At 71.2% G+C, this 24,085-nt stretch carries 24 protein-coding genes; 8 read left to right on the plus strand and 16 right to left on the minus strand.

Annotation, left to right across the window (positions count from 1 at the left end):
* Positions 1–148 precede the first annotated feature (148 nt).
* From WG212_RS05630 to WG212_RS05640, 3 genes are all read right to left on the minus strand, one after another.
* Positions 149–1,420, minus strand: a complete 1,272-nt coding sequence (locus tag WG212_RS05630) for a DNA polymerase IV (RefSeq protein ID WP_337186099.1) — start codon at positions 1,418–1,420, stop codon at positions 149–151.
* 7 nt (positions 1,421–1,427) lie between these two features.
* On the minus strand, positions 1,428–2,294 hold the full coding sequence (locus WG212_RS05635; protein ID WP_337186100.1) for an ROK family protein: 867 nt from the start codon (positions 2,292–2,294) through the stop codon (positions 1,428–1,430).
* 82 nt (positions 2,295–2,376) lie between these two features.
* A complete protein-coding gene (locus WG212_RS05640) occupies positions 2,377–3,033 on the minus strand; it encodes a hypothetical protein (RefSeq protein WP_337186101.1) in 657 nt (218 codons plus the stop codon).
* 120 nt (positions 3,034–3,153) lie between these two features.
* Between WG212_RS05640 and WG212_RS05645 the strand changes: the two genes are divergently transcribed.
* From WG212_RS05645 to WG212_RS05660, 4 genes are all read left to right on the plus strand, one after another.
* Positions 3,154–3,519, plus strand: a complete 366-nt coding sequence (locus WG212_RS05645; protein WP_337186102.1) for a response regulator — start codon at positions 3,154–3,156, stop codon at positions 3,517–3,519.
* Between the two features lie 2 nt (positions 3,520–3,521).
* Positions 3,522–4,886, plus strand: a complete 1,365-nt coding sequence (locus WG212_RS05650) for a PleD family two-component system response regulator (RefSeq protein WP_337186103.1) — start codon at positions 3,522–3,524, stop codon at positions 4,884–4,886.
* A 302-nt stretch (positions 4,887–5,188) separates the two neighbouring features.
* Positions 5,189–5,737 (plus strand): hypothetical protein, encoded by a 549-nt coding sequence (locus tag WG212_RS05655; RefSeq protein WP_337186104.1) that lies wholly within the window; start codon positions 5,189–5,191, stop codon positions 5,735–5,737.
* 106 nt (positions 5,738–5,843) lie between these two features.
* Complete coding sequence (locus WG212_RS05660; RefSeq protein WP_337186105.1) at positions 5,844–6,233, plus strand: hypothetical protein; 390 nt, start codon at positions 5,844–5,846, stop codon at positions 6,231–6,233.
* A 38-nt stretch (positions 6,234–6,271) separates the two neighbouring features.
* Here the strand turns inward: WG212_RS05660 and rpmG are convergent, their stop codons facing one another.
* The 3 genes from rpmG to rnr all read right to left on the minus strand — a co-directional run bounded on the left by rpmG (position 6,272) and on the right by rnr (position 9,915).
* Complete coding sequence (gene rpmG, locus WG212_RS05665) at positions 6,272–6,439, minus strand: 50S ribosomal protein L33 (RefSeq protein ID WP_012521869.1); 168 nt, start codon at positions 6,437–6,439, stop codon at positions 6,272–6,274.
* Positions 6,440–6,704: 265 nt separating this feature from the next.
* A complete protein-coding gene (locus tag WG212_RS05670; RefSeq protein WP_337186106.1) occupies positions 6,705–7,418 on the minus strand; it encodes an NUDIX hydrolase in 714 nt (237 codons plus the stop codon).
* Positions 7,419–7,611: 193 nt separating this feature from the next.
* Entirely contained in the window at positions 7,612–9,915 is a 2,304-nt protein-coding gene (rnr, locus tag WG212_RS05675) for a ribonuclease R (protein WP_337186107.1), read from the minus strand.
* Between the two features lie 35 nt (positions 9,916–9,950).
* Between rnr and WG212_RS05680 the strand changes: the two genes are divergently transcribed.
* Together WG212_RS05680 and WG212_RS05685 are read left to right on the plus strand one after the other, a co-directional pair.
* Positions 9,951–11,099, plus strand: coding sequence for an iron-containing alcohol dehydrogenase (locus WG212_RS05680; RefSeq protein ID WP_337186108.1), 1,149 nt, complete (start codon positions 9,951–9,953; stop codon positions 11,097–11,099).
* Entirely contained in the window at positions 11,099–11,653 is a 555-nt protein-coding gene (locus tag WG212_RS05685; RefSeq protein ID WP_337186109.1) for a hypothetical protein, read from the plus strand. The genes WG212_RS05680 and WG212_RS05685 overlap by 1 nt, the downstream gene beginning before the upstream one ends.
* Here the strand turns inward: WG212_RS05685 and WG212_RS05690 are convergent.
* Positions 11,620–12,417: an alpha/beta fold hydrolase gene (locus WG212_RS05690; RefSeq protein WP_337186110.1), complete on the minus strand. Its 798-nt coding sequence runs from the start codon at positions 12,415–12,417 to the stop codon at positions 11,620–11,622. The two genes, WG212_RS05685 and WG212_RS05690, sit on opposite strands and share 34 nt — an antisense overlap.
* 118 nt (positions 12,418–12,535) lie before the next feature.
* Here WG212_RS05690 and WG212_RS05695 point away from each other — a divergent pair, with 118 nt between their 5' ends.
* On the plus strand, positions 12,536–13,117 hold the full coding sequence (locus WG212_RS05695) for a hypothetical protein (RefSeq protein WP_337186111.1): 582 nt from the start codon (positions 12,536–12,538) through the stop codon (positions 13,115–13,117).
* A gap of 123 nt (positions 13,118–13,240) precedes the next feature.
* Positions 13,241–13,630, plus strand: coding sequence for a hypothetical protein (locus WG212_RS05700; RefSeq protein ID WP_337186112.1), 390 nt, complete (start codon positions 13,241–13,243; stop codon positions 13,628–13,630).
* A gap of 257 nt (positions 13,631–13,887) precedes the next feature.
* On the opposite strand, the gene topA is transcribed toward WG212_RS05700, so the two are convergent.
* From topA to xth, 9 genes are all read right to left on the minus strand, one after another.
* On the minus strand, positions 13,888–16,581 hold the full coding sequence (topA, locus tag WG212_RS05705; protein ID WP_337186113.1) for a type I DNA topoisomerase: 2,694 nt from the start codon (positions 16,579–16,581) through the stop codon (positions 13,888–13,890).
* A gap of 121 nt (positions 16,582–16,702) precedes the next feature.
* Positions 16,703–17,794, minus strand: coding sequence for a DNA-processing protein DprA (gene dprA, locus WG212_RS05710; RefSeq protein ID WP_337186114.1), 1,092 nt, complete (start codon positions 17,792–17,794; stop codon positions 16,703–16,705).
* The gene (gene plsY / locus WG212_RS05715; RefSeq protein ID WP_337186115.1) at positions 17,791–18,462 is read right to left on the minus strand and encodes a glycerol-3-phosphate 1-O-acyltransferase PlsY; all 672 of its coding nucleotides are present in this window, start codon (positions 18,460–18,462) and stop codon (positions 17,791–17,793) included. Before plsY ends, dprA begins: the two co-directional genes overlap by 4 nt.
* Before the next feature lie 418 nt (positions 18,463–18,880).
* Positions 18,881–20,170, minus strand: coding sequence for a dihydroorotase (pyrC, locus tag WG212_RS05720; RefSeq protein WP_337186116.1), 1,290 nt, complete (start codon positions 20,168–20,170; stop codon positions 18,881–18,883).
* Entirely contained in the window at positions 20,167–21,147 is a 981-nt protein-coding gene (locus WG212_RS05725) for an aspartate carbamoyltransferase catalytic subunit (RefSeq protein WP_337186117.1), read from the minus strand. The genes pyrC and WG212_RS05725 overlap by 4 nt, the downstream gene beginning before the upstream one ends.
* A gap of 77 nt (positions 21,148–21,224) precedes the next feature.
* Positions 21,225–21,692, minus strand: a complete 468-nt coding sequence (gene ruvX, locus WG212_RS05730) for a Holliday junction resolvase RuvX (RefSeq protein WP_337186118.1) — start codon at positions 21,690–21,692, stop codon at positions 21,225–21,227.
* 86 nt (positions 21,693–21,778) lie between these two features.
* Positions 21,779–22,471 (minus strand): NnrU family protein, encoded by a 693-nt coding sequence (locus tag WG212_RS05735; protein ID WP_337186119.1) that lies wholly within the window; start codon positions 22,469–22,471, stop codon positions 21,779–21,781.
* Between the two features lie 33 nt (positions 22,472–22,504).
* Positions 22,505–23,224, minus strand: a complete 720-nt coding sequence (locus WG212_RS05740) for a hypothetical protein (protein WP_337186120.1) — start codon at positions 23,222–23,224, stop codon at positions 22,505–22,507.
* Positions 23,225–23,278: 54 nt separating this feature from the next.
* On the minus strand, positions 23,279–24,073 hold the full coding sequence (gene xth, locus WG212_RS05745; protein ID WP_337186121.1) for an exodeoxyribonuclease III: 795 nt from the start codon (positions 24,071–24,073) through the stop codon (positions 23,279–23,281).
* Between the last annotated feature and the right edge of the window lie 12 nt (positions 24,074–24,085).

The following is a 24,085-nucleotide window of genomic DNA, read 5'->3' on the forward strand; positions in this document are numbered from 1 at the left end:
GCCTCGATCGTTCGATCTTCCGATTAGATATGGAAGATGGCGCCTTTTGGAAGGGTTGAATCGTCGCGGTTGACCTTGACGTGGGCGCGCGGGGGCGACCGGCCCGTGCGCGGGGGTTCCTGGCGAGGCGCCTGTTTTGGAGGCGACCTCACTCTTCCCTGTACGTTCCGCGGGCGCGAAGGAGGCGCCCGGAGGTGACGGCGCCCGGTCCGAATCGATCGCGGAGGGCGTCCACGGACCGCTCGCTGGCCAGCGCCCGGCGTTCGTCCTCGGCGAAGAAGTCGGCCCCGGCCTCGGCGGCGTCCACGAGGTCGGCGATCCCGACGCCGATGAGCCGCCAGGGCTGGCCGGTCGCCTCGCGGGCCAGGAGTTCGCGCCCGACCTTGAACAGCGTGTGCGCCGTCTGGGTCGCCACCGGCAGGGTGCGGCGGCGGGTGACGATGCGGAAGTCGGTGGCCCGCAGCTTGAGGGTGACGACGCGGCCCGCCACGCCGGCCGTGCGCGCCTGCCGCGCCACCCGCTCGCAGAGCGGGGCCAGCCGGTCCTCCAGGTCGCCGAGCCGCGACAGGTCGTCGTTGAAGGTGGTCTCGGCGCTGATCGCCTTGCGGGCCTCGTTGGGATTGACGCTGCGCGTGTCGCGGCCGTGGGCCAGCTCGGAGAGCCGCAGGCCGTGCGCGCCCCAGCGGTCGGCCAGCAGCTTGCGGTCGGCGCGGGCCAGATCGCCCACGGTGCGGAAGCCGGCCTTCTCCAGCGTCGCCACCATCGCGGGGCCGACGCCGGGCAGGATGCGCACCGGCTGCGGCGCCAGGAAGGCGGGCGCCTCGGCGCCGATCACCGAGAAGCCGCGCGGCTTGTCCAGGTCGGAGGCCACCTTGGCCAGGAACTTGTTGGGGGCGAGGCCGATGGAGACGGTGAGGCCCGTCCCGGCCTCGATGCGGGCCTGGAGCCGCGCCAGGGTGATGGCCGGCGGCGCGCCGTGCAGCCGCTCGGTGCCCGAGAGGTCCAGCCAGGCCTCGTCCAGGCTCAGGGTCTGGATCAGGGGCGTGAGCTCGGCGGCCAGGCCGAGGATGCGCTTCGATTCGGCGCGGTACTTGGTGAAGTCGGGCTTGATGACGACCGCGTCGGGGCAGAGCTTCAGCGCCTTGAACATCGGCATGGCCGAGCGCACGCCCGAGATGCGGGCGATGTAGCAGCAGGTGGTGACCACCCCGCGCTTGCCGCCGCCGACGATCACGGGCTGGTCCCGCAGTTCGGGCCGGTCGCGTTTCTCGACGCTGGCGTAGAAGGCGTCGCAGTCCATGTGGGCGATGGCCAGCCGGTCCAGCTCGGGATGGGCCGCGATGCGGGGCGAGCCGCACGACGGGCAGCGCGGCGGGGCGGCCGCGCCGGTCCAGAAGCAGTCGCGGCAGAACGCCTTCATTGCGCGGTCATTCCAGGGGCCAGAGCCATGCGGCGCCCCGGACGCCCGACGAATCGCCGTGCGCGGCGGGGCGGACGGGCGTGTCGAAGACGTCCGAGAACACGTGCGGGGCGACGGCGGCCGGCAGGACCTCGTACAGCCGCGCGATGTTCGACATTCCGCCGCCCAGCACGATCACGTCGGGATCGAGGATGTCCACGATCACGGCCAGGCCGCGGGCCAGCCGGTCGGCGTAGGCGTCGAGGGCGGCGTGGTCGCGCGCCGCGACGGCGGCTTCCGCCGAGCGGCCGGCCTCGCGCGCGAACCCCGTGCCGGACAGCCACAGCTCGAGGCAGTTGGTCCGGCCGCACCAGCACGTCAGGCCGGGCGACTCGCGGCCTCGCGGCCAGGGGAGGGGCGTATGGCCCCATTCGCCGGCGATCCGGTTGCGGCCCTCGACCAGCCGGCCGTCCACCGTGATGCCGCCGCCGCAGCCGGTGCCGATGATGACGGCGAAGACGACGCCCGCGCCCGCGGCCGCGCCGTCCGTGGCTTCGGACAGGGCCAGGCAGTCGGCGTCGTTGGCGTACCGGACCGGCCGCTCCAGGGCCCGCGCGAGGTCGGCGGGAAAGGGGCGGCCGTTCAGGACCGTGGAGTTCGAGTTCCGCATCAGGCCGTCGACGGGGGAGGGCGACCCGGGCCCGCCCACGCCGATGCGGCGCGCGGAGGCGCCCGCCTGCCGCTCGGCTTCGGCCACGATGGTGCGGACGGCTTCCAGCCGGTCCTCGTAGGCGGGTGGCGTGGGGCCGCGCACCCGCGCCCGGAAACGGCCGTCGGCGTCGAGCGCCGCCGCCTCGATCTTGGTGCCGCCGAAGTCCACGCCGATGCGGATCATGCGGTCAGGTATACGCGATCTGGTCCAGGCCGGCAGGGAGAGGGCGCCCCGCCGGTGGACAGACTTCGGGGCCGCGACGGCTTCAGCGGGCGACCGCCCGGGCGATCCGCTCGCCCAGCTCGGCCCAGTCGTCGATGCGGGGGTGGCGGTCGGACAGCGGCGCGAAGGGGCGCAGGCGCAGGTCGGCGACGTGCTGGAAGGTGGCGGTCCGGGGCGCATGGTCGGCCACCGAGTCGAGGTTCGAGAGCAGGTCGTCCACGAAGGCGGTCGGCTGCGCCGTCTGGGCCACGAGGCTGGCGGCGATGGGCCCCTTGGGACCGGAATTCAGCACCAGCGGATGCTTGAGCCCATGTTTGCGAAGCCATTCGGCGCGCAGCCGCTCGGCGTCGGCCGGCGCATTCGACAGGATGAGGATCTCCGCGCGGTCGGAGAGGCGGTTCAGCGCGGCGATGGCGCCGGGCGCAGGCTCCATCTCGTGGCAATGGCCGGCGAAGAAGGCGTCGAACAGCCGCTTGCCCTCGGCGATCTCCAGGTGCTGCGTCTCGCCGGGGCGGTAGATGTTCTGGAACAGGGCGAACCGCTCGATCCGCATCTCCAGCCCCTGGCGGGCCACGTAGTCCCCGAACCCCTGCATGAACAGGCCCAGCACCTCGTCAACGTCGACCAGCACGAGCGGGCGGTCGGGGGACAGCCCCAGGTCGGCGAGGCGGGGCGCAGCGGGTTCGGCAGGGTTCGTCAAGGCGGGGTCCAGGCTGACGTGAACGCAGATAACGAAGTTTAAGGATATCCGGGCGGATAAGAACGGGAAGGGTGGGGTGGGCCGTCTGCGGCCTGGTCCGAGGAGAACGTCGGGTCCCGAATGGCCAAGAAAGTCCTCATCGTCGAGGATAACGAGCTGAACATGAAGCTGTTTCATGATCTGCTCGAAGCGCAGGGGTACGAGACCCTGGAGACCCGCGAGGGGCTCGCGGCGCTGTCGCTCGCGCGCGAGCACAGGCCCGATCTGATCCTCATGGACATCCAGCTTCCCGAGATCTCGGGCCTGGAAGTCACCAAGTGGCTCAAGGAGGACGACGACCTAGCGCACATCCCGGTCGTCGCCGTCACCGCCTTCGCCATGAAGGGCGACGAGGAGCGGATCCGCGAGGGCGGCTGCGAGGCCTATATCTCGAAGCCGATCTCGGTCACGCACTTCCTCGACACGATCCGCCGGCTGCTGACCTAGCCATGTCCGCCCGGATCCTGGTCGTCGACGACATCGAATCGAACGTGCGCCTGCTCGAGGCGAAGCTGTCGGCCGAATACTACGAGGTCCTGACCGCCCACGACGGCCCGACGGCCCTGGCCGTGGCGGCGGCCGAGCAGCCCGACATTGTGCTGCTCGACGTGATGATGCCCGGCATGGACGGCTTCGACGTCTGCCGCCGGCTGAAGGACGACGCGTTGACGCGTCACATCCCCGTGGTGCTGGTCACCGCGCTGGACGGCCGCGCCGACCGGGTGGCGGGGCTGGAGGCGGGCGCCGACGACTTCCTCACCAAACCGATCGACGACGTGATGCTGTTCGCCCGCGTGCGCAGCCTGACGCGGCTGAAGGGCGTGATCGACGAGCTGCGCGACCGCGAGGCCTCGGGCCGCCGGATGGGCGTGATCGCCGGCGCCGCCTCGCGCCTGGGCGGGTCGGGCGGCCGCATCCTGATCGTGGACGACAACGTCCGCCAGGCCGAGCGGGTGGCCGCCGAGCTGGCGGTCGAGCACCGCCCGGTGGTCGAGAGCGAGGCCGAAAAGGCCTTGCTGACCGCCAGGGGGCCGGTGGACCTGGTCATCGTCAATGCGAACGCGCGGGCCTTCGACGGGCTGCGTTTCGCGGCCCAGCTCCGCTCGGACGAGGCGACGCGGAGCCTGCCGGTGCTGGCGGTCGCCGATCTGGACGAGCGCCGCAAGGCGCTGAAGGCGCTGGAGATCGGGATCAACGACATCCTGGCCCGGCCCATCGATCCCGGCGAGCTGGCCGCCCGCGTGCGCACCCAGATCCGCCGCAAGCGCTATACCGACTACCTGCGCTCGAACCTGGACCATTCGCTGGAGCTGGCGGTCACCGACCAGCTCACCGGCCTGCACAACCGCCGCTACATGGCCGGCCAGCTCGAAGCGCTGATGCGCCGGGCCGGGCAGGGGGGCGAGCCGGTCTCGGTGCTGGTCATCGACATCGACCACTTCAAGCGCGTGAACGACAGCTTCGGCCACGACGTGGGCGACGAGGTGCTGGCCGAGTTCGCCGTGCGCCTGGCCTCGAACGTGCGCGCCATCGACCTGCCGGTGCGCCACGGGGGCGAGGAGTTCGTGGTGGTGATGCCGGACACCGACCTGGAGAACGCCCGGCGCATCGCCGAGCGCATCCGCCTGCACGTCGCCGGCGCGCCGTTCCGCGTCATGGGCGGCCAGGAGCTGCTGTCGGTGACGATCTCCATCGGGGTGGCGACCAGCGCCGGAGCGGACGACACCTCGAACGCCCTGCTCAAGCGCGCCGACGAAGCCGTCTACGAAGCCAAGTCCGCCGGCCGCAACCGCGTGATCGCACGGGCGGCGTAGGCGCGGGCGGGGCGCTGGCGGCGGCGGCCGGGCAGACCTCGGGGATTCTGGAACGGATGTCGGTCGCCTATTCCTGGCGACGGAGAGTGTTCCAGCGGATCTGGCCGACAAGCGCGATCAGCCACCGATACTGATCAACTGGCCACCATAGAGGGTTGCCGACCTTGCCTCCCCTGCCGCGGGAGCGAAGGTGGGGGTGCCGCCCGCCGAAGCCGGTGCGAGCCAGCAAAGGGTGGCTCGCGGACGTCGTCGACGTTGCGCCGGGGCCGATATCGCCTAGGCTGAGACGGGGGAAGACGGGCGTGGGGCTGGAGCAAGTCTCGATCGGGGAGTTCGTGGCCGCCGCAGCGGGGCCGCCGCGCTTTCGTGCGAAGCACATGCCGACTCAAACCGTAAGCCAAGAACTTCACACCGAGGTCTCCCGGTTGATCGCCTTGTTCTGCATCGCCGACGACACAGATACCTTCATTCTGAACAATCGGTGGGTGGGCGGCGACATCTGGAGCCAGGAACTCGCCGACTATACCGATCCGATCTGGGAGACCGTGGTCCTTCGCTCCTCCGCGAAAACCTTCGAAGCAATCCCGACCGGGCCGGACAGCGTCTGTCGGATGGAGTGGGCGGGCGGTTTCGTCCAGTGGAACGCCGTCGCGGTGGAGCCTTTCACCTATCTCGGAGAGCCCGTGACGTTCGGTGTGGGCGGAGCGCTGGCGTACGCCACCGCCGTTGACGGGCGTCCGCACGAGCTCCTCGTCGAACTCGAGTTGCCTAGCCGCCTGGGAGAATGGCGTCTCAGGCGATCCCCGACTCCATCAGCCTTCGTCCTCGCGCGGCACGCGGTGACCTCGTGAATGGCCGAGCCGAAGGCGGAATCTCGTCCTCGACGCGAAAGCGGACGCGCCAGTTTACAACCGGAGGCGGGATGCTCCCGCCACAGCGCGAACCTCAGGGGAGGGGATGATGCTTCGGATATCGGCCTGGCTGGCGATCGGGTTTGGCTCGGCGTTGGCGGTGCTGGAGGCGGTGCGGAACTGGGGCGACTGGCAGTGGTGGCCGTTCTGGGTGGTGGACTATGTCGCGGCCGGGCTGCTCGTGGCGGGCGGTGTCGCGGCCCTGCGCGGCGGCCGGACGGACTGGCTGGCCGGCGGCTGGGGATTCGCGTGCGCCATGTTCTGGATGTCGTTCTTCGGCCATCTCGGTGGCGTGCTGGAGCCGGGCGCCGAGGTCACGGACCGCGAGCTGATGCTGACCCGCGTCATCGGCGGGATGTTCGGCCTCACGGTGCTGGGTTTCGTGAGCGCGCTGGTCGCGGGTCGGGTGGGCGCAACGAAAAACGCCCGGCGGTGAGGCCGGGCGTCTTCGTGCGGAACCAGAGGCTTGTCGGCCTACTTGATCTTGCCTTCCTTGAACTCGACGTGCTTGCGCACGATCGGGTCGTACTTCTTCAGCACCATCTTGTCGGTCTTGGTGCGGGCGTTCTTCTTGGTGACGTAGAAGAAGCCGGTGTCCGCCGTGGAATTCAGGCGGATCTTGATGGAGGCGGGCTTCGCCATGGTGCGGGTCCCTTAAGATTGCGGGGCCAAGCGGGGTCGCACCGCCGGCGGGTGTTCAGGAGGCGCGGAAAATACGAATCCGCGCCCGGAAGTCAACGTCCTTTCCCACGAAGTGGGAGCGGGGGTGGAGAGGGCGAGCCTCGCCCACGACGTCGCGATCCGACCTGCCGGGTTCATGGGCGGACGGTCGATCCGCCCTGCCGGCCGCTCGCCCTTCCCACCCCCGCTCTTCAGCCGGCCTGCGCCGGCTTCGGCGGGCGAAGGCTCAGAGGCTGACCGGCCGCATGCCCTCTTCGCGGTCCTTGTAGCGCAGGAAGGGCTTGGGCCGGGTCGGGTCGTCCATCCGCAGGACGGCTTCGCGGATCATCATGCGGGTGACGGTGGGCAGGGGCAGGCCCTGGGCGTCGTCGAAGTCGACCCAGGCGATCTCCTCCAGCTCGCCGCAGTCGGCCTGGCGCTCGAGGCTGGTGAGGCGCTCGGCGTCGGCCAGCAGGAACCAGGTGTCGAACCGCTTGCCGACCGCCGGCGGGGTGATGGCGCGGGCGATCACGTCCATCGCCTCGAGGTCGGGCAGGACCCCCTGGTCGACGAAGTCCTTCCAGGGGCCGCGGCCGCGCGCCTCGCCGGGCCGGGCCAGCAGGAGGCCGGCTTCCTCCCAGGTCTCGCGCACCGCGGCCAGGGCCAGGGCGCGCCCCTTGCCGGCCGGCAGGTAGCGGTCGAACAGGCCGCCCACGTCGGGCCGCAGGTCGGTGGCGTAGGGGGCGCGGTAGTCGGCCCGGTCGATCCGGCCGCCCGGGAAGACCCAGCGGTCGGGCATGAAGCTGTGGCCGCCGTGGCGCTTGCCCATGAGGACGCGCGGCTTGGGGCCGTCGCGCCGGATGATCATCACCGTGGCGGCGTTCTTGGGGCGCACGGCCCGCTGGCCCGGCTGGCGGGGCGGGCCTTCGGGCTTGTGGACGATGGGGGCGTCGGTCGGCATGAAACAATTGTATGATCCGCCGCGTGGGGCTGGGAAGCCTGCCGTCGCGGAAGCCCCTTTCCGAGCCTTCGCGCGAGCGGAGGCTCAGTCATTGGAACCACAGAAGGACACAGAAAACACAGAAGGAGGGCCGGGTGGCGCCTTCTGTGCCTTCTGTGGTCCTTTGAATCGGGAGGCGCCGCTTCGCGGCCGTCTAGCGCTTCTTGCCGCCCATCTTCTTCTTGCGGCCGGTGCGGATGCCCGGCGGACGGCCAGAGGGCGGGCGTCCAGAGGGCGGGCGGCGGTCGCCGCGGCCGCGGACGCCCAGGCGGGGGAGCGGCATGGAGCGGTCGGGCGGGGCCGGGTCGCTCAGCATGTCGAACAGCAGGCCGCCGGTGATGGGCGTGGCCTCGGCCAGCCGCACCTGGACCGTCATGCCCAGCGGCCAGCGGGCGCCCGAGCGTTCACCCACCAGGGCGTGGGCGCGGTCGTCGTGGACGAAGAACTCGCCGCCCAGGCGCGAAACGGGGACCAGGCCGTCGGCGCCGGTCTCGGCCAGGCGGACGAAGAGGCCGAAGCGGGTGACGCCGGTGATCCGGCCCTCGAACTCGGCGCCCACGCGGTCGGCCAGGAAGGCGGCGACGTAGCGGTCGGTGGCGTCGCGCTCGGCGGCCATGGCGCGGCGTTCGGCGAAGGTGATGATCTCGGCCGTGCCCGCCATCTGCGAGATGTCGAATTGGGACAGGCCGTCGTCACCGAGTCCCAGGGCCGTCACCAGCGCCCGGTGGACGATGAGGTCGGCGTAGCGGCGGATCGGCGAGGTGAAGTGGGCGTACTTGGCCAGGTTCAGCCCGTAGTGGCCGATGTTCTCGGTGGAGTAGTGCGCCTGCATCTGGGTGCGCAGGACCACCTCGTTGACGATGTCGGCGTGCGGTCCGCCGCGGGTTTCGTCCAGCAGCCGGTTGAAGCGCTCGGTGCGCGGCGCCTCGCCCTTGGTCCAGGGCAGGCCCAGGGTGTCCAGAAGGTCGGCCAGGGCCTGGATCTTCTCGCGGCTGGGCTGGTCGTGGATGCGGTAGATCAGCGGGGTCTTCTTCTGCTCCAGCGTCTCGGCGGCGCAGACGTTGGCCTGGATCATGAACTCCTCGATGAGCTTCATGGCGTCCAGCGTCGCGCGGGGGGTGATCGCGGCGATCTCGCCCTCGCGGGTCATGGCGATGCGCCGCTCGGCGCTCTCGATGGCCAGGGGCGAGCGGGCGTCGCGGCCCGTCTTCAGGCAGGCGTAGGCCGCCCACAGGGGTTGGAGGACCGGCTCCAGCAGCGGCGCGGTCTTGTCGTCTATCTGGCCGTCGATGGCCGCCTGCGCCTGCTCGTAGCTGAGCTTGGCGGCCGAGCGCATCAGGCCGCGCACGAAGCGGTGGCCGCGCTTCCTGCCGTCGGCGCCGAACACCATGCGGACGGCCAGGGTGGCGCGGTTCTCGCCCTCGCGCAGGCTGCACAGGCCGTTCGACAGCCGCTCGGGCAGCATGGGCTCGACCCGGTCGGGGAAATAGACGCTGTTGCCCTTGTCGCGGGCGATGCGGTCCAGCTCCGAGCCCGGCCGGACATAGGCGGCGACGTCGGCGATGGCCACCCAGCAGACCCAGCCGCCGGGGTTCTTCGGGTCGTCGTCCGGGTGGGCGTAGACGGCGTCGTCGTGGTCGCGGGCGTCCTGGGGGTCGATGGTGATCAGGGGGACGTCGCGCAGGTCCTCGCGGCCCGCCAGCGTCGGCGGCTGGGCCGCCTCGGCCTCGGCTTCGGCGGCCTCGGAGAAGCCGGTCGGGATGCCGTGGGCATGGATGGCGATGAGCGAATAGGCGCGGGGCTCGTCCTCGCGGCCCACCACCTCCAGCAGCTTGCCGCGCCGGGGCCCGTAGCGCGGGCCGTGCGGTTCGACCTGGGCCAGCACCAGGTCGCCGTCGCGGACGTCCTCGCCCTCGGGCAGCAGCAGGGTGTCCTTCGAGCGGCGATCCACGGGCTCGACGCGGACCTCGCGGCGCGCCTTGCGGACCACGCCCAGGATGCGGTGCGCGCTCTGGCCCAGGCGCTTGATCAGCCGGGCCTCGGTCTCGCCGTTCTCCAGGGGGACGAACCGGACCAGGACCCGGTCGCCCAGGCCGGGCGCGGGACCCTTCGCGTCGCCGCCCGGGGCCAGCGGGACCAGCGGCGCGTCCTCGCCCCGGGTCAGCCGCACCAGGAGCTCGCCGTCGGCGTCGCGCTCGACCACGTCGGCCACGCCCACCTCGGGCAGGGCGCCGGCCTCGGCCAACCCCCGGCGGCCACGCTTGCCCAGCGCACCCTCGTCCTGGAGGGTCTGAAGCAGGGCGCGAAGCTGGCGGCGGTCCTCGCCCTTCAGCCCGAACGCGCGGGCGATGGCGGCCTTGTCGGTCTCGCCGCTCTCGCGGATGAACTTCAGCAGGGTCTCGCGGTCGGGCAGGCCTTTCGCAAAGCGGGTCGACTTCGGCATCTTGGATCGGGCCATTCGGCGTGCTTAGCACCGTTTTGGGAGGAACGCAGATGCTCACCGGAACACACCGTTTTCCGCGGCAGGACCAGATCGCCTACGGGCGCCCGGCGGTGGAGGTGGTGCGCGAACTGGCGGCGGCCTGGGGCGCCGGCCGCATCCTGGTGACGACGACCCGCTCGCTGGCCGACGGGCTGGCGGCCGGGTTCGCCGCGGACCTGGGCGACCTCTGCGTCGGGGTCTTCGCCGACATCGGCGCGCATTCGCCGCGCGAGGGCGTGATCGGCGGGGCGGCGGCGGCGCGGGTGGCGGGCGCCGACCTGCTGGTGGCGCTGGGGGGCGGTTCGGTGATCGACGCCACCAAGGTGATGCAGCTCTGCCTGTGGGCGGACCTGACCGAGGCGGACCAGCTCGACGCCTATCGCGCCGGACGGGGCGCGGATCGCGTCGATGTGGCGAAGGTGGCGCCCGGCGTCCGCATGATCGCCGTGCCCACGACGCTGTCGGCGGCCGAGTTCACCCCGTTCGCCGGCGTCAGCGATCCGACCCGGCGCGTGAAGGAGGGCTACACCCATCCGATGCTGGCCCCGCGCGCGGTGGTGCTGGACCCCGCGATGACGCTGGACACCCCGCCGCGGCTCTGGGCCTCGACCGGCATGAAGGCGGTGGACCACGCCGTCGAGCAGCTCTGTCACCCCCTGCGCGCGCCGTATGCGGACGCGCTGGCCGTGGACGGCCTGAAGCGGCTGGCGGCGGGCCTTCCGGCGACCCAGGCCGACCCGCGCGATCTGGCGGCGCGGCTCGAATGCCAGTTCGGCATGTGGCTGGCGATCAGCGGCGTCGGATCGGGGCGGGGCATGGGGCCCAGCCACGCCATCGGCCACACCCTGGGCGGGGGCTACGGCGTGCCGCACGGGATCACCTCGTGCGTGATCCTGCCGGCGGTGCTGGCGTGGACGGGGGCCGGCGGCCCGAACGGCGCCGTCGCCGAGGCCCTGGGCGGCCCGGATGCGGCGGGGGCCGTCCGCGGTCTCGTCCGCAGGCTGGACCTGCCGGCCGACCTGAAGAGCGTGGGTGTGACGCGCGGCGACTTCCAGGCCATCGCCGAGCACACGATGCACGATGGCGGCGTCCGCAACAGCCCGCGCCCGATCTCCGGCCCGGCCGACATCGTGGAGATCCTCGAGATCGCGGCCGGCTGATGCTGCTCAAGGTCGTCCTGCTGGAGGCGATCCGGCGCGGCGAGGTGAGCCTGGTCTACCGACGGTGGACGCGGCCGTCGGTGAAGACCGGCGGCACGCTGAACACGGCCGTGGGCCAACTCGCCATCGACGAGGTGGCCGCGGTCGATCCGGCCGGGATCACCGACGCCGAAGCGCAGGCGGCGGGCGCGGCGTCGGCGGATCGGCTGCGTGTGGACCTGGCGGGCGAGGGGACGGTGTATCGCGTTCGTGTGCGGTATCTGGGCGCCGATCCGCGGCAAGCCCTGCGTGAAGACACCGACCTGACCGGCGTGCTGGAGCGGCTTGGGCGACTGGACATCCGCGGCGCCTGGACGGCCGGGGTCCTCGACCTCATCGCCCGGCATCCCGGGCGTCGCGCCGGAGACCTCGCCGCCATGCTCGGACTGGAGACGCCGTCCTTCAAGCTGAACGTGCGCAAGCTGAAGGCGCTGGGCCTGACCGAGAGCCTGGAGGTGGGCTACCGCCTGTCGCCGCGCGGTCAGGCGGCCAGGAAGGCGATGATGTCGCGGTAGGCGGCGCGGTCCTGGAGCATGAACAGGTGGCCGCCCTCGTACCAGCGCAGCTCGGCGCCGGGGATGCGCGCGGCCATCTTCTCCTGGGCGGCGGGCAGGGCGATGCCGTCGTAGCGGCCGGCGGCGATCAGGGTCGGGCAGGCGATCCGGGGCAGGCGGTCCCAGGTGTCGTGGTCCGCGCGGGCCTCGAGCTGGCGGTGCGCGCCCTCGGCGCGGCCGGGTTCGTCGGCGAACGGATCGGCGGCCGACAATTCCACCAGCTTGGCGTGATCCTCGGGGTTGGCGGCGGCCCAGGCGGCGTCGCGCCGGGTGTCGCTGATCGGGATCAGGTGACGAGCGCGCGCCTCGCCCTTCAGGTGTCCGATCTCGTGGAACGGGAAGGACGCCCCGCCGGCGCCGCCCGGCGAGGTGCAGGCCAGCACCAGCCGCTTCACCCGGTCGGGATGTCGCAGGACGAGTTCCTGGGCCACCATGCCGCCGAACGAGACGCCGACCACCAGGGCCTGGTCCCAGCCGACGTGGGCCATGAGCGCCGCGGCGTCATCGGCGTAGTCGGCCATCGTGTAGCGCACGTCGGGCTTGTCGCTGCGCCCCAGCCCCCGCTGGTCGTAGGCCAGCAGATCGAAGGCCCTGGCGAGCGGCGAGGCGAACACGTTCGGCTGCGCGCGCAGGTCGCCGCCCGTGCCCGAGATGAACAGCAGCGGCGGGCCGTCGCCGGCGCGCTCGAAATAGAAGGTCAGGCCGTTGAGGTTCGCGTGAGGCATGGGGGCAGGGTAGGCATCCTGGCGTCGACGTCGAGAGCTTCCACCGCAGCCGGCGAGCGGACGGACTGAAGGTCAGAGATGGGTGGCTAGGCGACGTTACCTCGGCTAGTGGCGTCGAATGGCCGACGCGACCAGCTTTCAGTTCGTTCCGGGCTCCGGGAATGTCGTCGTCGCGAGCCTTTCTCAGGCGCGGAAACACAAGCGGCGGTTCGATGCCGTCATCACCCTGGAAGACCCCGCGTGCCGCCCGGCAAACCAGCTTCGTTTTCACACGCGCCCCGCGCCAGCACACTTGGTTCTGGCGTTCGAGGACGTTGACGATGATCAGATCGGCCTACGAGTGGCGACACGCGAACAAGTCTCAACAGCTCTGGAGTTTGGTCGCTCTCACGCTTCAGGGTCGTTGCTGGTGCATTGCTTCCACGGCGTTGGCAGGTCGGCAGCTATTGCACTGGCGATTATCGCTGATCGCCTCGGCCCCGGTGCCGAGTCCACCGCACTCGCCCAGCTGTTGGCTCTGCGTCCAGAAGCTACGCCCAATTTGGTCGTGGTCGCCTTGGCAGACGAATTGCTCACGCGCAGCGGCCATTTGGCCGGAGCGGTCGCGAGCTGGGAGTCGACTGCGCCGGGCCTCAGGGAGAAGCGTGAAGCGCGAGCCCAACTAGTTCGGTCACAGCCGCACCTCTTCTCGAGGCTCTGAATTCAACGTCCGCAACGGGTCGAGTTCAGACACTGCGACGTCTGCTTCAACCGGACATTCGGCCCGGAATGGCCGAAGCGGACGCGGGCTAGGTCCGATTGGGGTGGACTGCGGACCTTCGCGATGACACCGATTGGCATGGCTCAGCTATTGCCCCTCGCTGCCTGCTCCGCGCTCATGTTGACCGCTTGCGCGCATCGCGAAGACGCGCGTCTGACGATGCCGAGCACTAGCGAAATTGGCGGCTATGTAGCTGAGCACTGGACTGCGGACTTCGATCTTCGGTTCGGCCGGTTTGCTGGGCGACCGGGGCAGATTTCTGTCTTGGTCTCAGTCGCGAACGCTCGCTGCGAGCCCAATTTCGGGGGTGCCATTGCTGAGTGCTATTATGACGTGACGGCCGCCTTCAACGGCGAAGAGCGTGTCACTCGCGAGCTGTGGAGCCAGTTTGAGCGCGATGGTGATGGCGAACTAAGCGAGACGTTGATCATCTGGCACGAGCGCAAGCGGTAGAGGATGAGCGACCGCTAAGGGTCGATTGCCGACATTGATCCACGCACCTCCTCGCCCCACGCGAAGCGAGATGCAAGAGGGGCGGCGCAGAACCATCGGCTGCCGCTCGCGGTTCAGCCAGAAGGCGCCGCAGGATGGGTCATGGCTGGACCGTCTTGCCCGCGAAAGGCTCGGCGTCTCCCCTCTCCCTACCCTCTCCCCTCTACGCTGCGCGTGGGGGAGAGGAGGGGGCGACACCGTCTATCGTGGAGCTGGGCCTAAAACGGCGTCTCGTCGTCGGTGATGTCGCCGGCGGAGGCGGCCGCCTTTGTCGCAGCGGGCTTCTTGGCCGCCGTCTTCTTGGCCGTGGCCTTCTTCGCCGGCGCCTTCTTCGCCGGCGCCTTCTTCGCGGTGGTCTTCGCCGCCCCGTCGGCCTTCTTGGCCCGCGCAGGCTTCTTGGCCTTCTTGCCGCCGCCCTTGGCCTCGCGCTCGGCGATGAGGGCCACGGCCTGTTCCAGGGTCACCGACAGCGGGTCGGCGCCGCGGGGGACGTTGGCGTTGGTCGATCCGTGCTTGATGTAGGGGCCGTAGCGCCCGGAAAGCACGCGGACCGGCTGGCCGTCGGCGGGGTGCGCCCCCAGCTCCTTCAGCGCCGCCGCCTCGGCGCCGCCGCGACGGCCGGCGCGCTTGGTGGCGATGAGGTCCACGGCCCGGTTCACGCCGACCTCGAACACCTCGTCCACATTGGGCAGGTTGGCGTAGACGCCCTCGTGCAGCACGAACGGCCCGAAGCGGCCGATGCCGGCCAGGATCGGCTTGCCGTCCTCGGGGTGCAGGCCCACCTCGCGCGGCAGCCTGAGCAGGCGCAGGGCCTTCTCCAGGTCCATGTCGGGGGCGCTCCAGCCCTTGGGCAGGCTGGCCCGCTTGGGCTTCTCGCCCTCGCCGAGCTGGACGTAGGGACCGAAGCGGCCCGACTTCAGGAAGACCGTCTCGCCGGTGACGGGGTCGACGCCCAGTTCGCGGTCGCCCTCGGCCTGGGCCGCCTCGGCGTCGGGGCTGCCGAACGGGCGGGTGTAGCGGCACTCGGGATAGTTGGAGCAGCCGACGAACGCGCCCGTGCGGCTGGGCTTGAGGCTGAGGCGGCCATCGCCGCACCTGGGGCAGGCGCGGGGGTCCGATCCGTCGGGCCGGGCCGGGAACAGGTAGGGGCTGAGGGTCTCGTCCAGCGCGTCGATCACCTCGCGCGTGCCCAGCCCGCCCATCTCGCCGATCTTGGCGTTGAAGTCGGCCCAGAAGTCCCGCAGCAGGACCTTCCAGTCGAGGTCGCCGGCCGACACCAGGTCGAGCTGGTTCTCGAGGTCGGCGGTGAAGTCGTACTCGACGTACTTGCCGAAGAACTTCTCGAGGAAGATCGAGACGATGCGACCCTGGTCCTCGGGGATGAACCGCTGCTTCTCCATGCGGACATAGGACCGGTCGCGCAGCCGCTCCAGGATCGAGGCGTAGGTCGACGGCCGCCCGATGCCCAGCTCCTCCATCTTCTTGACCAGGCTGGCCTCGGAATAGCGGGGCGGCGGCTCGGTGAAGTGCTGGTCGGCCTTGACGCTGCGCACGCTGGCGGCGGCGCCCTCGGCGACCTGGGGCAGGCGGCCGGTCTCCTCGTCGCCGCCCTCGCCGGAGGCGGGATCGTCGCGGCCCTCCTCGTAGACGGCGAGGTAGCCCGGGAAGGTCACGACGCGGCCGCTGGCGCGCAGGCCCGTGCGGCCGTCGGCGCTGTCGAGGTTGACGATGGTGTCCTCGATCCGCGCGGCTTCCATCTGGGAGGCGATCATCCGCTTCCAGATCAGCTCGTAGAGACGCCCGAGATCGCCCTCCAGGCGCAGGCGGCCGGGGTTGCGGGCGAGGCTGGTGGGACGGATCGCCTCGTGGGCTTCCTGGGCGTTCTTGGCCTTGGTCGAGTAGAGCCGCGGCTTCTCGGGCACATAGTCCTTGCCGTAGAGGCCGTTGATGACGCTGCGGGCCTCGTCCAGCGCCTCGGGGGCGGTCTGCACGCCGTCGGTCCGCATGTAGGTGATCAGGCCGACCGTCTCGCCGCCGATGTCGATCCCCTCGTACAGCTTCTGGGCGGCCATCATGGTGCGCTGGGCGTTGAAGCCCAGCTTGCGGGAGGCTTCCTGCTGGAGCGTCGAGGTCGTGAAGGGCGGGGGCGGCGAGCGGCGTCCCGGCTTGCGCTCGACGCTCGAGACCTTGAACGTCGCGGCCTGCACGGCGTCGCGGGCGGCGAACGCGGCGGCTTCGTCGGCGAGGTCGAACTTTGTGAGGCGCTTGCCCTCGTGGACCACCAGCCGGGCGGCGAAGGGATCGGCGCCGGCGGCGACCTGGGCCTCGACCGTCCAGTATTCCTGGGTCCTGAACCGCTCGATCTCGAGTTCGCGGTCCACGATGATCCGGAGGGCGACCGACTGCACCCGGCCGGCCGACCGGGCGCCCGGCAGCTTGCGCCACAGGACCGGCGACAGGGTGAAGCCGACGAGATAGTCCAGCGCGCGGCGGGCCAGGTAGGCCTCGACCAGCTCCATGTCGAGGTCACGCGGGTTGGCCATCGCCTCGGTGACGGCGCTCTTGGTGATCGCGTTGAACACGACGCGCTGGACGTTCGCGCCCTTCAGAACGCGCTTGCGCTGGAGCACTTCCAGCACATGCCACGAGATGGCCTCGCCCTCGCGGTCGGGGTCGGTGGCCAGGATCAGGCGATCGGCGCCCTTGGTGGCCTCGGCGATCTCGGACAGCCGCCGGGCCGCCTTGGCGTCGACTTCCCACGACATGTCGAAGTCGTCGTCGGGACGCACCGAGCCGTCCTTCGGCGGAAGGTCGCGGACATGGCCGTACGAGGCGAGAACCTTGTAGTCCGAGCCCAGGTACTTGTTGATGGTCTTGGCCTTGGCCGGGCTCTCGACGATGACGACGTTCATCTAGGCGCGCTGTTCCCAAAAGAGCGCGGAAAGTGGGGGCGGCCGATGCGGCCTGTCAACGGCGCGGATCGAGACAGGGGCGGAGAGCCCCTTAGGGGCTCCTTTCTTTGGCTCCGGATCGTCACCCCTTCACCACCATTCCGCCCGGCAGCAGCTCGGCGCGGCCGGCCAGCGCCAGTTCGGTGAGGGCCGCGAGCACGGCGGCGGGCGGCGCGGCGGCGGCGCGCACGAGTTCGTCCCGGGAGACCGGGGTCGGCGACAACAGCTCGGCGAGTCGCCGGCGCAGCGCGTCGTCAGGCTCCACCGGCGCGGGGTGGAACCGCGGCGCCTCGGGCTCGCGGAGGTCGCCCAGGCCCTCGAGCGCCCGCAGGACGTCCTCGGCGCCCTCGCAGATCGCCGCGCCCTGGCGGATGAGGTCGTTGCAGCCCCTCGCGCGCGGGTCCAGCGGCGAGCCGGGGACCGCCAGGACCTCGCGCCCCTGCTCGTTGGCCAGGCGGGCGGTGATGAGCGAGCCGGACCGGAACTCGGCCTCGACCACGACGACGGCGCGCGAGAGACCGGCGATGATGCGGTTGCGGCGCGGGAAGTCGCGCGCCACGGCCGTTCGTCCGGGCTGGTTCTCCGACACCACGCAGCCCTGTTCGACGATCCGCTCGTAGAGGGGCCGGTGCTCGGGAGGGTAGACGTCGTCCACGCCCCCGCCCAGGACGGCGACCGTCCCGGTGGGCAGCGCGCCTTCGTGGGCGGCGGCGTCGATGCCGCGGGCCATCCCCGAGACGACGACGCTGCCCGCCTGGCCCAGTTCGGCCGCGAGGCCCCGGGCGAACCGCTGTCCGGCGGCCGAGGCGACGCGCGCCCCGACCACGGCGACCGTCCTGCGGTCGAGCAGGCCCGGGTCTCCGCGCACCCAGATGAGCGGCGGCGGCGGGTCGAGCGCGGCCAGGGCGTGGGGGAAGTCGGGTTCGCACGAGGCGATCAGCCTTGCGCCCAGAGCCGCGCCCGCCGCCAGCTCGCTGTCGGCCGCGGCTTCGCTGGCCGGCCTGAGCGGAGACGCCCGTCCGCCGCGCCGGGCCAGGTCGGGCAGGGCGGCCAGCGCCAGCGACGCCTCTCCGAAGCGGCCGAGGAGCTGGTCGAAGGCGACCGGCCCCACGTTCTCGGACCGCGCCAGCCGCAGCCAGTCGCGCCGCTGGGCGTCGGTGAGCGCGCGGATCACTCCCCGGTCGTCTCCCCCGGCGTCTCCGCCGCCGTGACGGCGGACTTCCTGCCGATCTTCGGCTCCTGGCCCTTCAGCAGCCGGCGGATATTCTCAGCGTGGCGGATGTAGACCAGCAGCGCCATGAACAAGGCGAGCAGCGCGATCGCGTTGGGGCGGCCCAGCGCCAGCGCCAGGAGGGGCGCCACCGCCACCGCCACCAGCGCCGCCAGGGACGAAATCCGGAACAGGAAGGCGACGATCAGCCATGCGGCGCCCGCCGCCATGCCGATGGGCCAGGCTGCGGCCAGCAGGGTGCCGAAGAAGGTCGCGACGCCTTTGCCGCCCTTGAAGCCGAGCCATACGGGGAAGAGGTGGCCAAGGAACGCCGCGCCGCCAGCGAGCGCCGTCAGCAGCGCCTGCTGCTCGCCCGTGCCGTTCCGTGTCGCCAGCCACGCCAGGAACACCGCCACCGCGCCCTTGCCGCCATCGCCCAGGAGGGTGACGAGCGCGAGGTCTCGCCGGCCCGTGCGCAGGACGTTCGTCGCCCCGATGTTGCCCGAGCCGATCGCGCGCAGGTCGCCCGCGCCGCCGAGCCGGGTCGCGATCATCCCGAACGGGATCGATCCCAAAAGATAGCCGCCCACCAATGCGGCGCCGATCATGGTCGGGCTGAGAATCTGGGCCATCAACGCTCCCTCGCTGCTTCACTCCTAGCGCGGACGGTCTGCGCCGTCAGCGGCTGGCGATCATCAGCAGGGCGAACCGTAGCGCTTGAAAGCCGGTTTTGGAACAAAAAAAGAACACTTCGATCCATACGCCGCCTGGGCGGAACCCCAGGAATCTACCTGTCCGCAGCGGCGCCGCTGGAGATTTCCCGAGGTCGATCTAGCAATCCCAGCGGGTGTGGGGCCGACCGCCGCACGCATCGGGAAACTTGCATAAGAAGCTGTTGTGTTTAAGTCTTTTGGATATTCTGGCGATAGTCCTCCGTATAAAAATCATCTTCAAGTTGTAGGAAATCGCGATCTGGCCGGTCCGGCTGACAGCGGCTGCGGGCCGCCGTCAACGAGAGCCGAAGCGGGTTCCGATCCCTCCGGCGAAGGGTCAGGGGGCGTAGACCGTCCGGCCGTCGACCAGGGTGCGCAGCACCTTGCCCTGCAGGCGCCGGCCATCGAACGGCGAGTTCTTCGACTTCGAGATCAGCCGGTCGGCGTCGACGACGACGGGGGCGTCGAGGTCGCAGAGCACGAGGTCGGCGGGCGCGCCCTTGGCGATGCGCCCGCAGGGCAGGCCCAGCAGCTTCGCCGGGGCCGCCGTCACCGCCCGGATCAGGTCGATCAGCGGGATGCGGCCCTCGTGATGGAAGGCGAGCAGCGCCGGCAGCAGGGTCTGGAGGCCGACGGCCCCCGGCGCGGCCTCGTCGTAGGGCAGGCGCTTGTCTTCGGCAGGAGCGGGCGCGTGCGCCGACACGATCACCTGGATCAGGCCCGAGGCGACGGCGTCGATCACCGCCTGCCGGTCGTCTTCGGAGCGGAGCGGCGGGTCCAGCTTGCAGAAGGTGCGGTAGTCGCCGATGTCGATCTCGTTGAACGACAGGTGGTTGATCGAGGTGGTCGCCGTCACCGGCAGGCCGCGGTCCAGCCCGCGCTTCAAGGTCTCGAGAGCGCCGGCCGTGGTGATCTGGTCCACGATGAACGGGGCGCCCGTCAGTTCGACCAGCGCCAGGTCGCGCTCCAGCATGATCCGTTCGGCCACCGCGGGGACGCTGGGCAGGCCCATGCGGGCGGCGAACTCGCCCTCGCTGGCCGCGGCGCCCGCCGACAGCCACGGGTCGGCCGGGCGGTGGGCCACCGGCGTCCCGAACGCCTTGGCGTAGCTCAGCACCCGGCGCAGCACCTTGGAGTCCACGATCGGGCGGTCGGCGTCGCTCACATAGAGGCAGCCGGCGTCGTGCATCAGGCCGATCTCGGCCATCCGCTCGCCCTGGCAGCCCTTGGTGGCGGCGCCGGCGGGATAGACGTTGATCAGTTCGATGTCGCGCGCCCGCCGCAGCACGAAGTCCACCACCGCCGGCTCGTCCATCACCGGATGGGTGTCGGGTTGCAGGACCACGGTGGTGACGCCGCCCGCCGCGGCCGCCTGGGCGGCGGACTTCAGCGTCTCCTTGGGCTCGAAGCCGGGCTCGCCGGTCTTCACCCGGATGTCCACCAGCCCGGGGATCAGCAGGGCGCCGCCCGCGTCGACCACCTCGGCGTCGGTGGTCAGGCCGGCCGGCGTCGGCTGTCGGAGCACGTCGGCGACGACGCCCTCGGCGACGATGACCGCGCCGGGGCCGTCGTAGCCCGAGGCCGGGTCGACCACCCGGGCATTCGTGATGGCGAGGGGGCGGCTCAACGCACGTTCTCCAGGCGCGCGGCCAGCGAGGTGAGCACGGCCATGCGCGCGGCCACGCCCATCTCCACCTGGTCCTGGATCAGGCTGACCGAAAGGTCGTCGGCCACCTCGGAATCGATCTCGACGCCGCGGTTCATGGGGCCGGGGTGCATGACGCGAACGTGCGCCGCCGCGTGCGCCAGCTTCTCGCGGTCGAGGCCGTAGAAGCGGAAGTACTCGCGCTGGGACGGCGCCATCACCCCGTCCATCCGCTCGAGCTGGAGCCGCAGCATCATCACCACGTCGCAGCCGGCGATGCCCTGGCGCAGGTCGTGGAAGACCTCGACGTTCCAGCGGTCGGCCGCCGAGGGAATCAGGGTTGGCGGGCCGACGAGCCGGACGTGCGCGCCCAGCATCTGGAGCATGGCGATGTTCGACCGGGCGACCCGGCTGTGCATGACGTCGCCGCAGATCGCCACCCGCAGGCCGGCGATGTGGCCGAAGGCGCGACGCATCGAGAGGGCGTCCAGCAGCGCCTGGGTGGGGTGCTCGTGCTGGCCGTCGCCCGCGTTGACCACCGAGCAGCCCACCTTCTGCGACAGCAGCGAAGCCGCGCCCGACGAGGCGTGCCGCACGACCAGCAGGTCGGGCTGCATGGCGTTCAGCGTCACGGCGGTGTCGATCAGGGTCTCGCCCTTGGAGATCGAGGACGACCGCGGGCTCATGTTGACCACGTCGGCGCCCAGCCGCTTCCCCGCCAGCTCGAACGAGCTCTGGGTCCGCGTCGAGTTCTCGAAGAACAGGTTCATCAGCGTCCTGCCCTTGAGCAGGTCGAGCTTCTTGGAGGTCTGGCGGTTCAGGCTGACGAATCCGTCGGCGAGGTCGAGGAGGCTGGCCACCTCCACCTCGTTCAGATCGGTCGCGGAAAGGAAATGGCGCCGCGGGAAGGAGAAGGTCCGGCTCAGGACCTCGTTCAGACCAGGAGGGGCGCCGCTCATTAAAGCGCCCCTTTAGGTGAGCCTGTGGCGCATGGGAAGCCGGCGCGGGCGGTGATCCCCAGTTTCCTGTGGGCGGCTCACCCGTTCCGCAGGCGGTCCAGGGCGCCCTGGAGGATCCAGGCGGCGGCGGCCTTGTCCACCACCTCGGCGCGGCGGGCGCGGCTGACGTCGGCCTCGCCGATCAGCATGCGGTTGACCGCCATGGTCGACATCCGCTCGTCCCAGAAGGCGATCGGCAGGTCGCGCAGGCGCAGGAGGTTGCGCGCGAACGCCCGGTTCGACTGGCAGCGCGCGCCCTCGCTCCCGTCCATGTTGACCGGCAGGCCGATGACGATCCCGCCGGCGCCGCGGCTCTCCATGAGCCGGAAGAGGGCGGCCGCGTCGTCGGTGAACTTCGTCTTGCGGATCGTCTCCAGAGGACTGGCGATCATGCGGGTGGCGTCCGAGACGGCGACGCCGATCGTCTTCTCGCCCAGGTCCAGGCCGACCAGGGGGGTGCGCGGCGGCGCCCGGGCGGTCAGTTCGGGGAGGTCGTGGATCGCCATGCGCGCCTCCTAGCACGTCCGGCGGCGCGCGCAGGTCATCCGTGTTTCAGGGCGCTTCAGGCCAGGGCGCTGCAGGTCGGGGTGATTCAGGGCAGGGCGGGGACGCCGAAGGCGATCGGATGGACCCAGACCAGCACCGCCCAGGCCGCCACGGCCAGAGCGATCCGCCACCAGCCGATCTCGCCCAGGCTGAGCTTCTGGCGGCCTTCGAGGACGGCGGCGAAGGGGACGTTGGAGGTCTGGGCGGCGAAACCGTCCCAGGTCGCGCCCAGGGCGCGGCGGCGCTTGGCGTCGATGCTGGCGGTCCCGAAGAGGGCCAGCAGCAACATGGACCCGAACAGGACGAGGGACGCCCGGTCGCCGTTGACGATCAGGTGGCCGAACGCCCAGATCGCCACGCCCCAAAGGAACGGGTGGCGGCTGATCCGCAGCATGCCCTTCACCGCGTCGGGCCGGCCCAGGACGCCCTCCTGCCGGACGCTGGTGGGGTTCGGCGTGGTCAGGCCGGGCACGATCAGCAGCAGCGCCAGGAACTGGAGGACGAGCTGCACCTGGCGCGAGGCGTCGCCGACGGTCCACCAGGAGGTGTTCCAGGGTTCGGCCCGCGCCTGCCCGAAGGCCCAGCCGAGCCAGGCGAGGCCGGCGACCGAGGCGAGGGAGAACAGGCCCATGTAGAGCCCTTCGCCGATCCGCGCGACGATGGCGTTGCGCAGCGGCGTGCCGGACACCAGCAGGTGGAGCAGCACGAAGAAAACGGCGGCGGCGAGCAGGTGGGTCATGCCAGGGACTCCGCTTTCATTTACGTTGTCAATCTATGGCGCCGGCCGCAGGTCGTCCAGTTCGTCGTCGGGCTCGTCGACATCGAACGGTGGGGGTTCCCCGAATGGGGGCTCCTGGAACTGAGGCTCCTCGAAGGGGGGCGCGGCGAGGGGCGCCGCCCGTGGCGGAGTCCGTGGCGGCGGATCGAGCGCCGATGCGACGGCGGCGGGCGACGGCAAGGGGCGCGCCGGCGCGCGCCGGAAGAGGGCCTCGACCCGGGCCATCCACCCGTTGGCCAGCCGGACGGCCTCGTCGGTGGCCAGGCGGCCGCGCCGGCCGGCGTCCTCGGGCCGCCACAGGTCGAGCTCGAACTCGGGATAGGCCGGGTCGTCGAACACGAAACGGAGGCGCACGCGCTCCTGGGGGTCGTCGAGGGCGTCGAGGCCCCGCCGAGGCTCGCCCCGGAAGGCGCGGGCGGCGATCCTTCGGTCCACGATCAGTTCGGCCCCCACCAGTTCCTCGAGACGGTAGACCAGCCGCCAGCCGCCGCGGTCCCAGGCCACGGCGATGCGCCCGGATGTCAGGTCGACGCCCACCCCGGCGCCGCGCCCGCGGGCGATCAGGACCGGATCGGGCTGGGCGCCCAGGCCCGCCCGCAGGGTGGCCCGGACGCGGCGGACCTCGTCCAGCGACCAGGCGACGATCCCGCCGGCGAGGGTCAGCGCCCCGCCGACGAGCACGAGCAGCGTCAGGAGCCGGGCGGCCTCGTCCATGCGTGTGAGGCTACGCCGTTCTCCGAGTCGCCGGAACCGGGCCGGGCGGGCGCCTCAGACGTCCAGCTCGATGACCAGGGGCACGTGGTCGGACGGCTTGTCCCAGCCCCGCACGTCGCGATGGATCGACACGCCCAGCAGGCGGTCCGCAGCCTGGGGCGAGAGCAGGGCGTGGTCGATCCGGATGCCGTTGTTCCGCTGCCAGGCCCCCGCCTGATAGTCCCAGAAGGTATAGGCGCCGGGCGCCCCGTCGGCCTGGAGGTAGGCCTCGGTCAGGCCCAGGTTCTTCAGCGCCCGGAAAGCGGCCCGGCTCTCGGGCTGGAACAGGGCGTCGTCCGTCCACTTGTCGGGGAACTCGGCGTCGCGCGGCTCGGGGATCACGTTGTAGTCGCCCATCAGGGCGAAGGGCTCCTCCCAGGCCAGGAGGTTTTGGGCATGGCGATGCAGGCGCCGCATCCAGGCCAGCTTGTAGGCGAACTTCTCGGTCGCGACGGGATTGCCGTTGGGCAGATAGATGGAGGCGACCCGGACCGGCGTGGGCCCCGACACGAGCGCCTCGACATAGCGGGCCTGCTCGTCGCCGTCGTCGTCCGATCCGGGCAGGAGGGGCAGGCCGCGGCGGATGTCCTCCAGCGGCGCCTTGGAGAGCAGGGCGACGCCATTGTAGGTCTTCTGCCCGTGGACGGCGATGTTATACCCAAGCCGTTCAAAGGCTTCGGCCGGGAATTTCTCATCGACGCACTTGATCTCCTGAAGACAGGCGACGTCGGGCTTCGCGGCCTCGAACCAGCGGACGACGGTGTCCAGCCGGGCGTTGACCGAGTTGACGTTCCAGGTGGCGATGCGCATCGAAGGCTCCCG

It is taken from the genome of Phenylobacterium sp. (genome assembly GCF_037189685.1).
Lineage (GTDB): Bacteria > Pseudomonadota > Alphaproteobacteria > Caulobacterales > Caulobacteraceae > Phenylobacterium.

Bases quoted from the DNA above. Each gene is read 5' to 3' on its own strand.
- WG212_RS05695 (WP_337186111.1), top strand. From the start codon at position 12,536: ATGGCCGACGCGACCAGCTTTCAGTTCGTTCCGGGCTCCGGGAATGTC.
- xth (WP_337186121.1), bottom strand. From the start codon at position 24,073: ATGCGCATCGCCACCTGGAACGTCAACTCGGTCAACGCCCGGCTGGAC.
- WG212_RS05700 (WP_337186112.1), top strand. From the start codon at position 13,241: ATGACACCGATTGGCATGGCTCAGCTATTGCCCCTCGCTGCCTGCTCC.
- WG212_RS05645 (WP_337186102.1), top strand. From the start codon at position 3,154: ATGGCCAAGAAAGTCCTCATCGTCGAGGATAACGAGCTGAACATGAAG.
- WG212_RS05650 (WP_337186103.1), top strand. From the start codon at position 3,522: ATGTCCGCCCGGATCCTGGTCGTCGACGACATCGAATCGAACGTGCGC.
- WG212_RS05680 (WP_337186108.1), top strand. From the start codon at position 9,951: ATGCTCACCGGAACACACCGTTTTCCGCGGCAGGACCAGATCGCCTAC.
- WG212_RS05735 (WP_337186119.1), bottom strand. From the start codon at position 22,471: ATGACCCACCTGCTCGCCGCCGCCGTTTTCTTCGTGCTGCTCCACCTG.
- WG212_RS05660 (WP_337186105.1), top strand. From the start codon at position 5,844: ATGATGCTTCGGATATCGGCCTGGCTGGCGATCGGGTTTGGCTCGGCG.
- plsY (WP_337186115.1), bottom strand. From the start codon at position 18,462: ATGGCCCAGATTCTCAGCCCGACCATGATCGGCGCCGCATTGGTGGGC.
- WG212_RS05725 (WP_337186117.1), bottom strand. From the start codon at position 21,147: ATGAGCGGCGCCCCTCCTGGTCTGAACGAGGTCCTGAGCCGGACCTTC.
- WG212_RS05690 (WP_337186110.1), bottom strand. From the start codon at position 12,417: ATGCCTCACGCGAACCTCAACGGCCTGACCTTCTATTTCGAGCGCGCC.
- WG212_RS05635 (WP_337186100.1), bottom strand. From the start codon at position 2,294: ATGATCCGCATCGGCGTGGACTTCGGCGGCACCAAGATCGAGGCGGCG.
- WG212_RS05740 (WP_337186120.1), bottom strand. From the start codon at position 23,224: ATGGACGAGGCCGCCCGGCTCCTGACGCTGCTCGTGCTCGTCGGCGGG.
- WG212_RS05670 (WP_337186106.1), bottom strand. From the start codon at position 7,418: ATGCCGACCGACGCCCCCATCGTCCACAAGCCCGAAGGCCCGCCCCGC.
- ruvX (WP_337186118.1), bottom strand. From the start codon at position 21,692: ATGGCGATCCACGACCTCCCCGAACTGACCGCCCGGGCGCCGCCGCGC.
- rnr (WP_337186107.1), bottom strand. From the start codon at position 9,915: ATGGCCCGATCCAAGATGCCGAAGTCGACCCGCTTTGCGAAAGGCCTG.
- rpmG (WP_012521869.1), bottom strand. From the start codon at position 6,439: ATGGCGAAGCCCGCCTCCATCAAGATCCGCCTGAATTCCACGGCGGAC.
- WG212_RS05630 (WP_337186099.1), bottom strand. From the start codon at position 1,420: ATGAAGGCGTTCTGCCGCGACTGCTTCTGGACCGGCGCGGCCGCCCCG.
- WG212_RS05685 (WP_337186109.1), top strand. From the start codon at position 11,099: ATGCTGCTCAAGGTCGTCCTGCTGGAGGCGATCCGGCGCGGCGAGGTG.
- topA (WP_337186113.1), bottom strand. From the start codon at position 16,581: ATGAACGTCGTCATCGTCGAGAGCCCGGCCAAGGCCAAGACCATCAAC.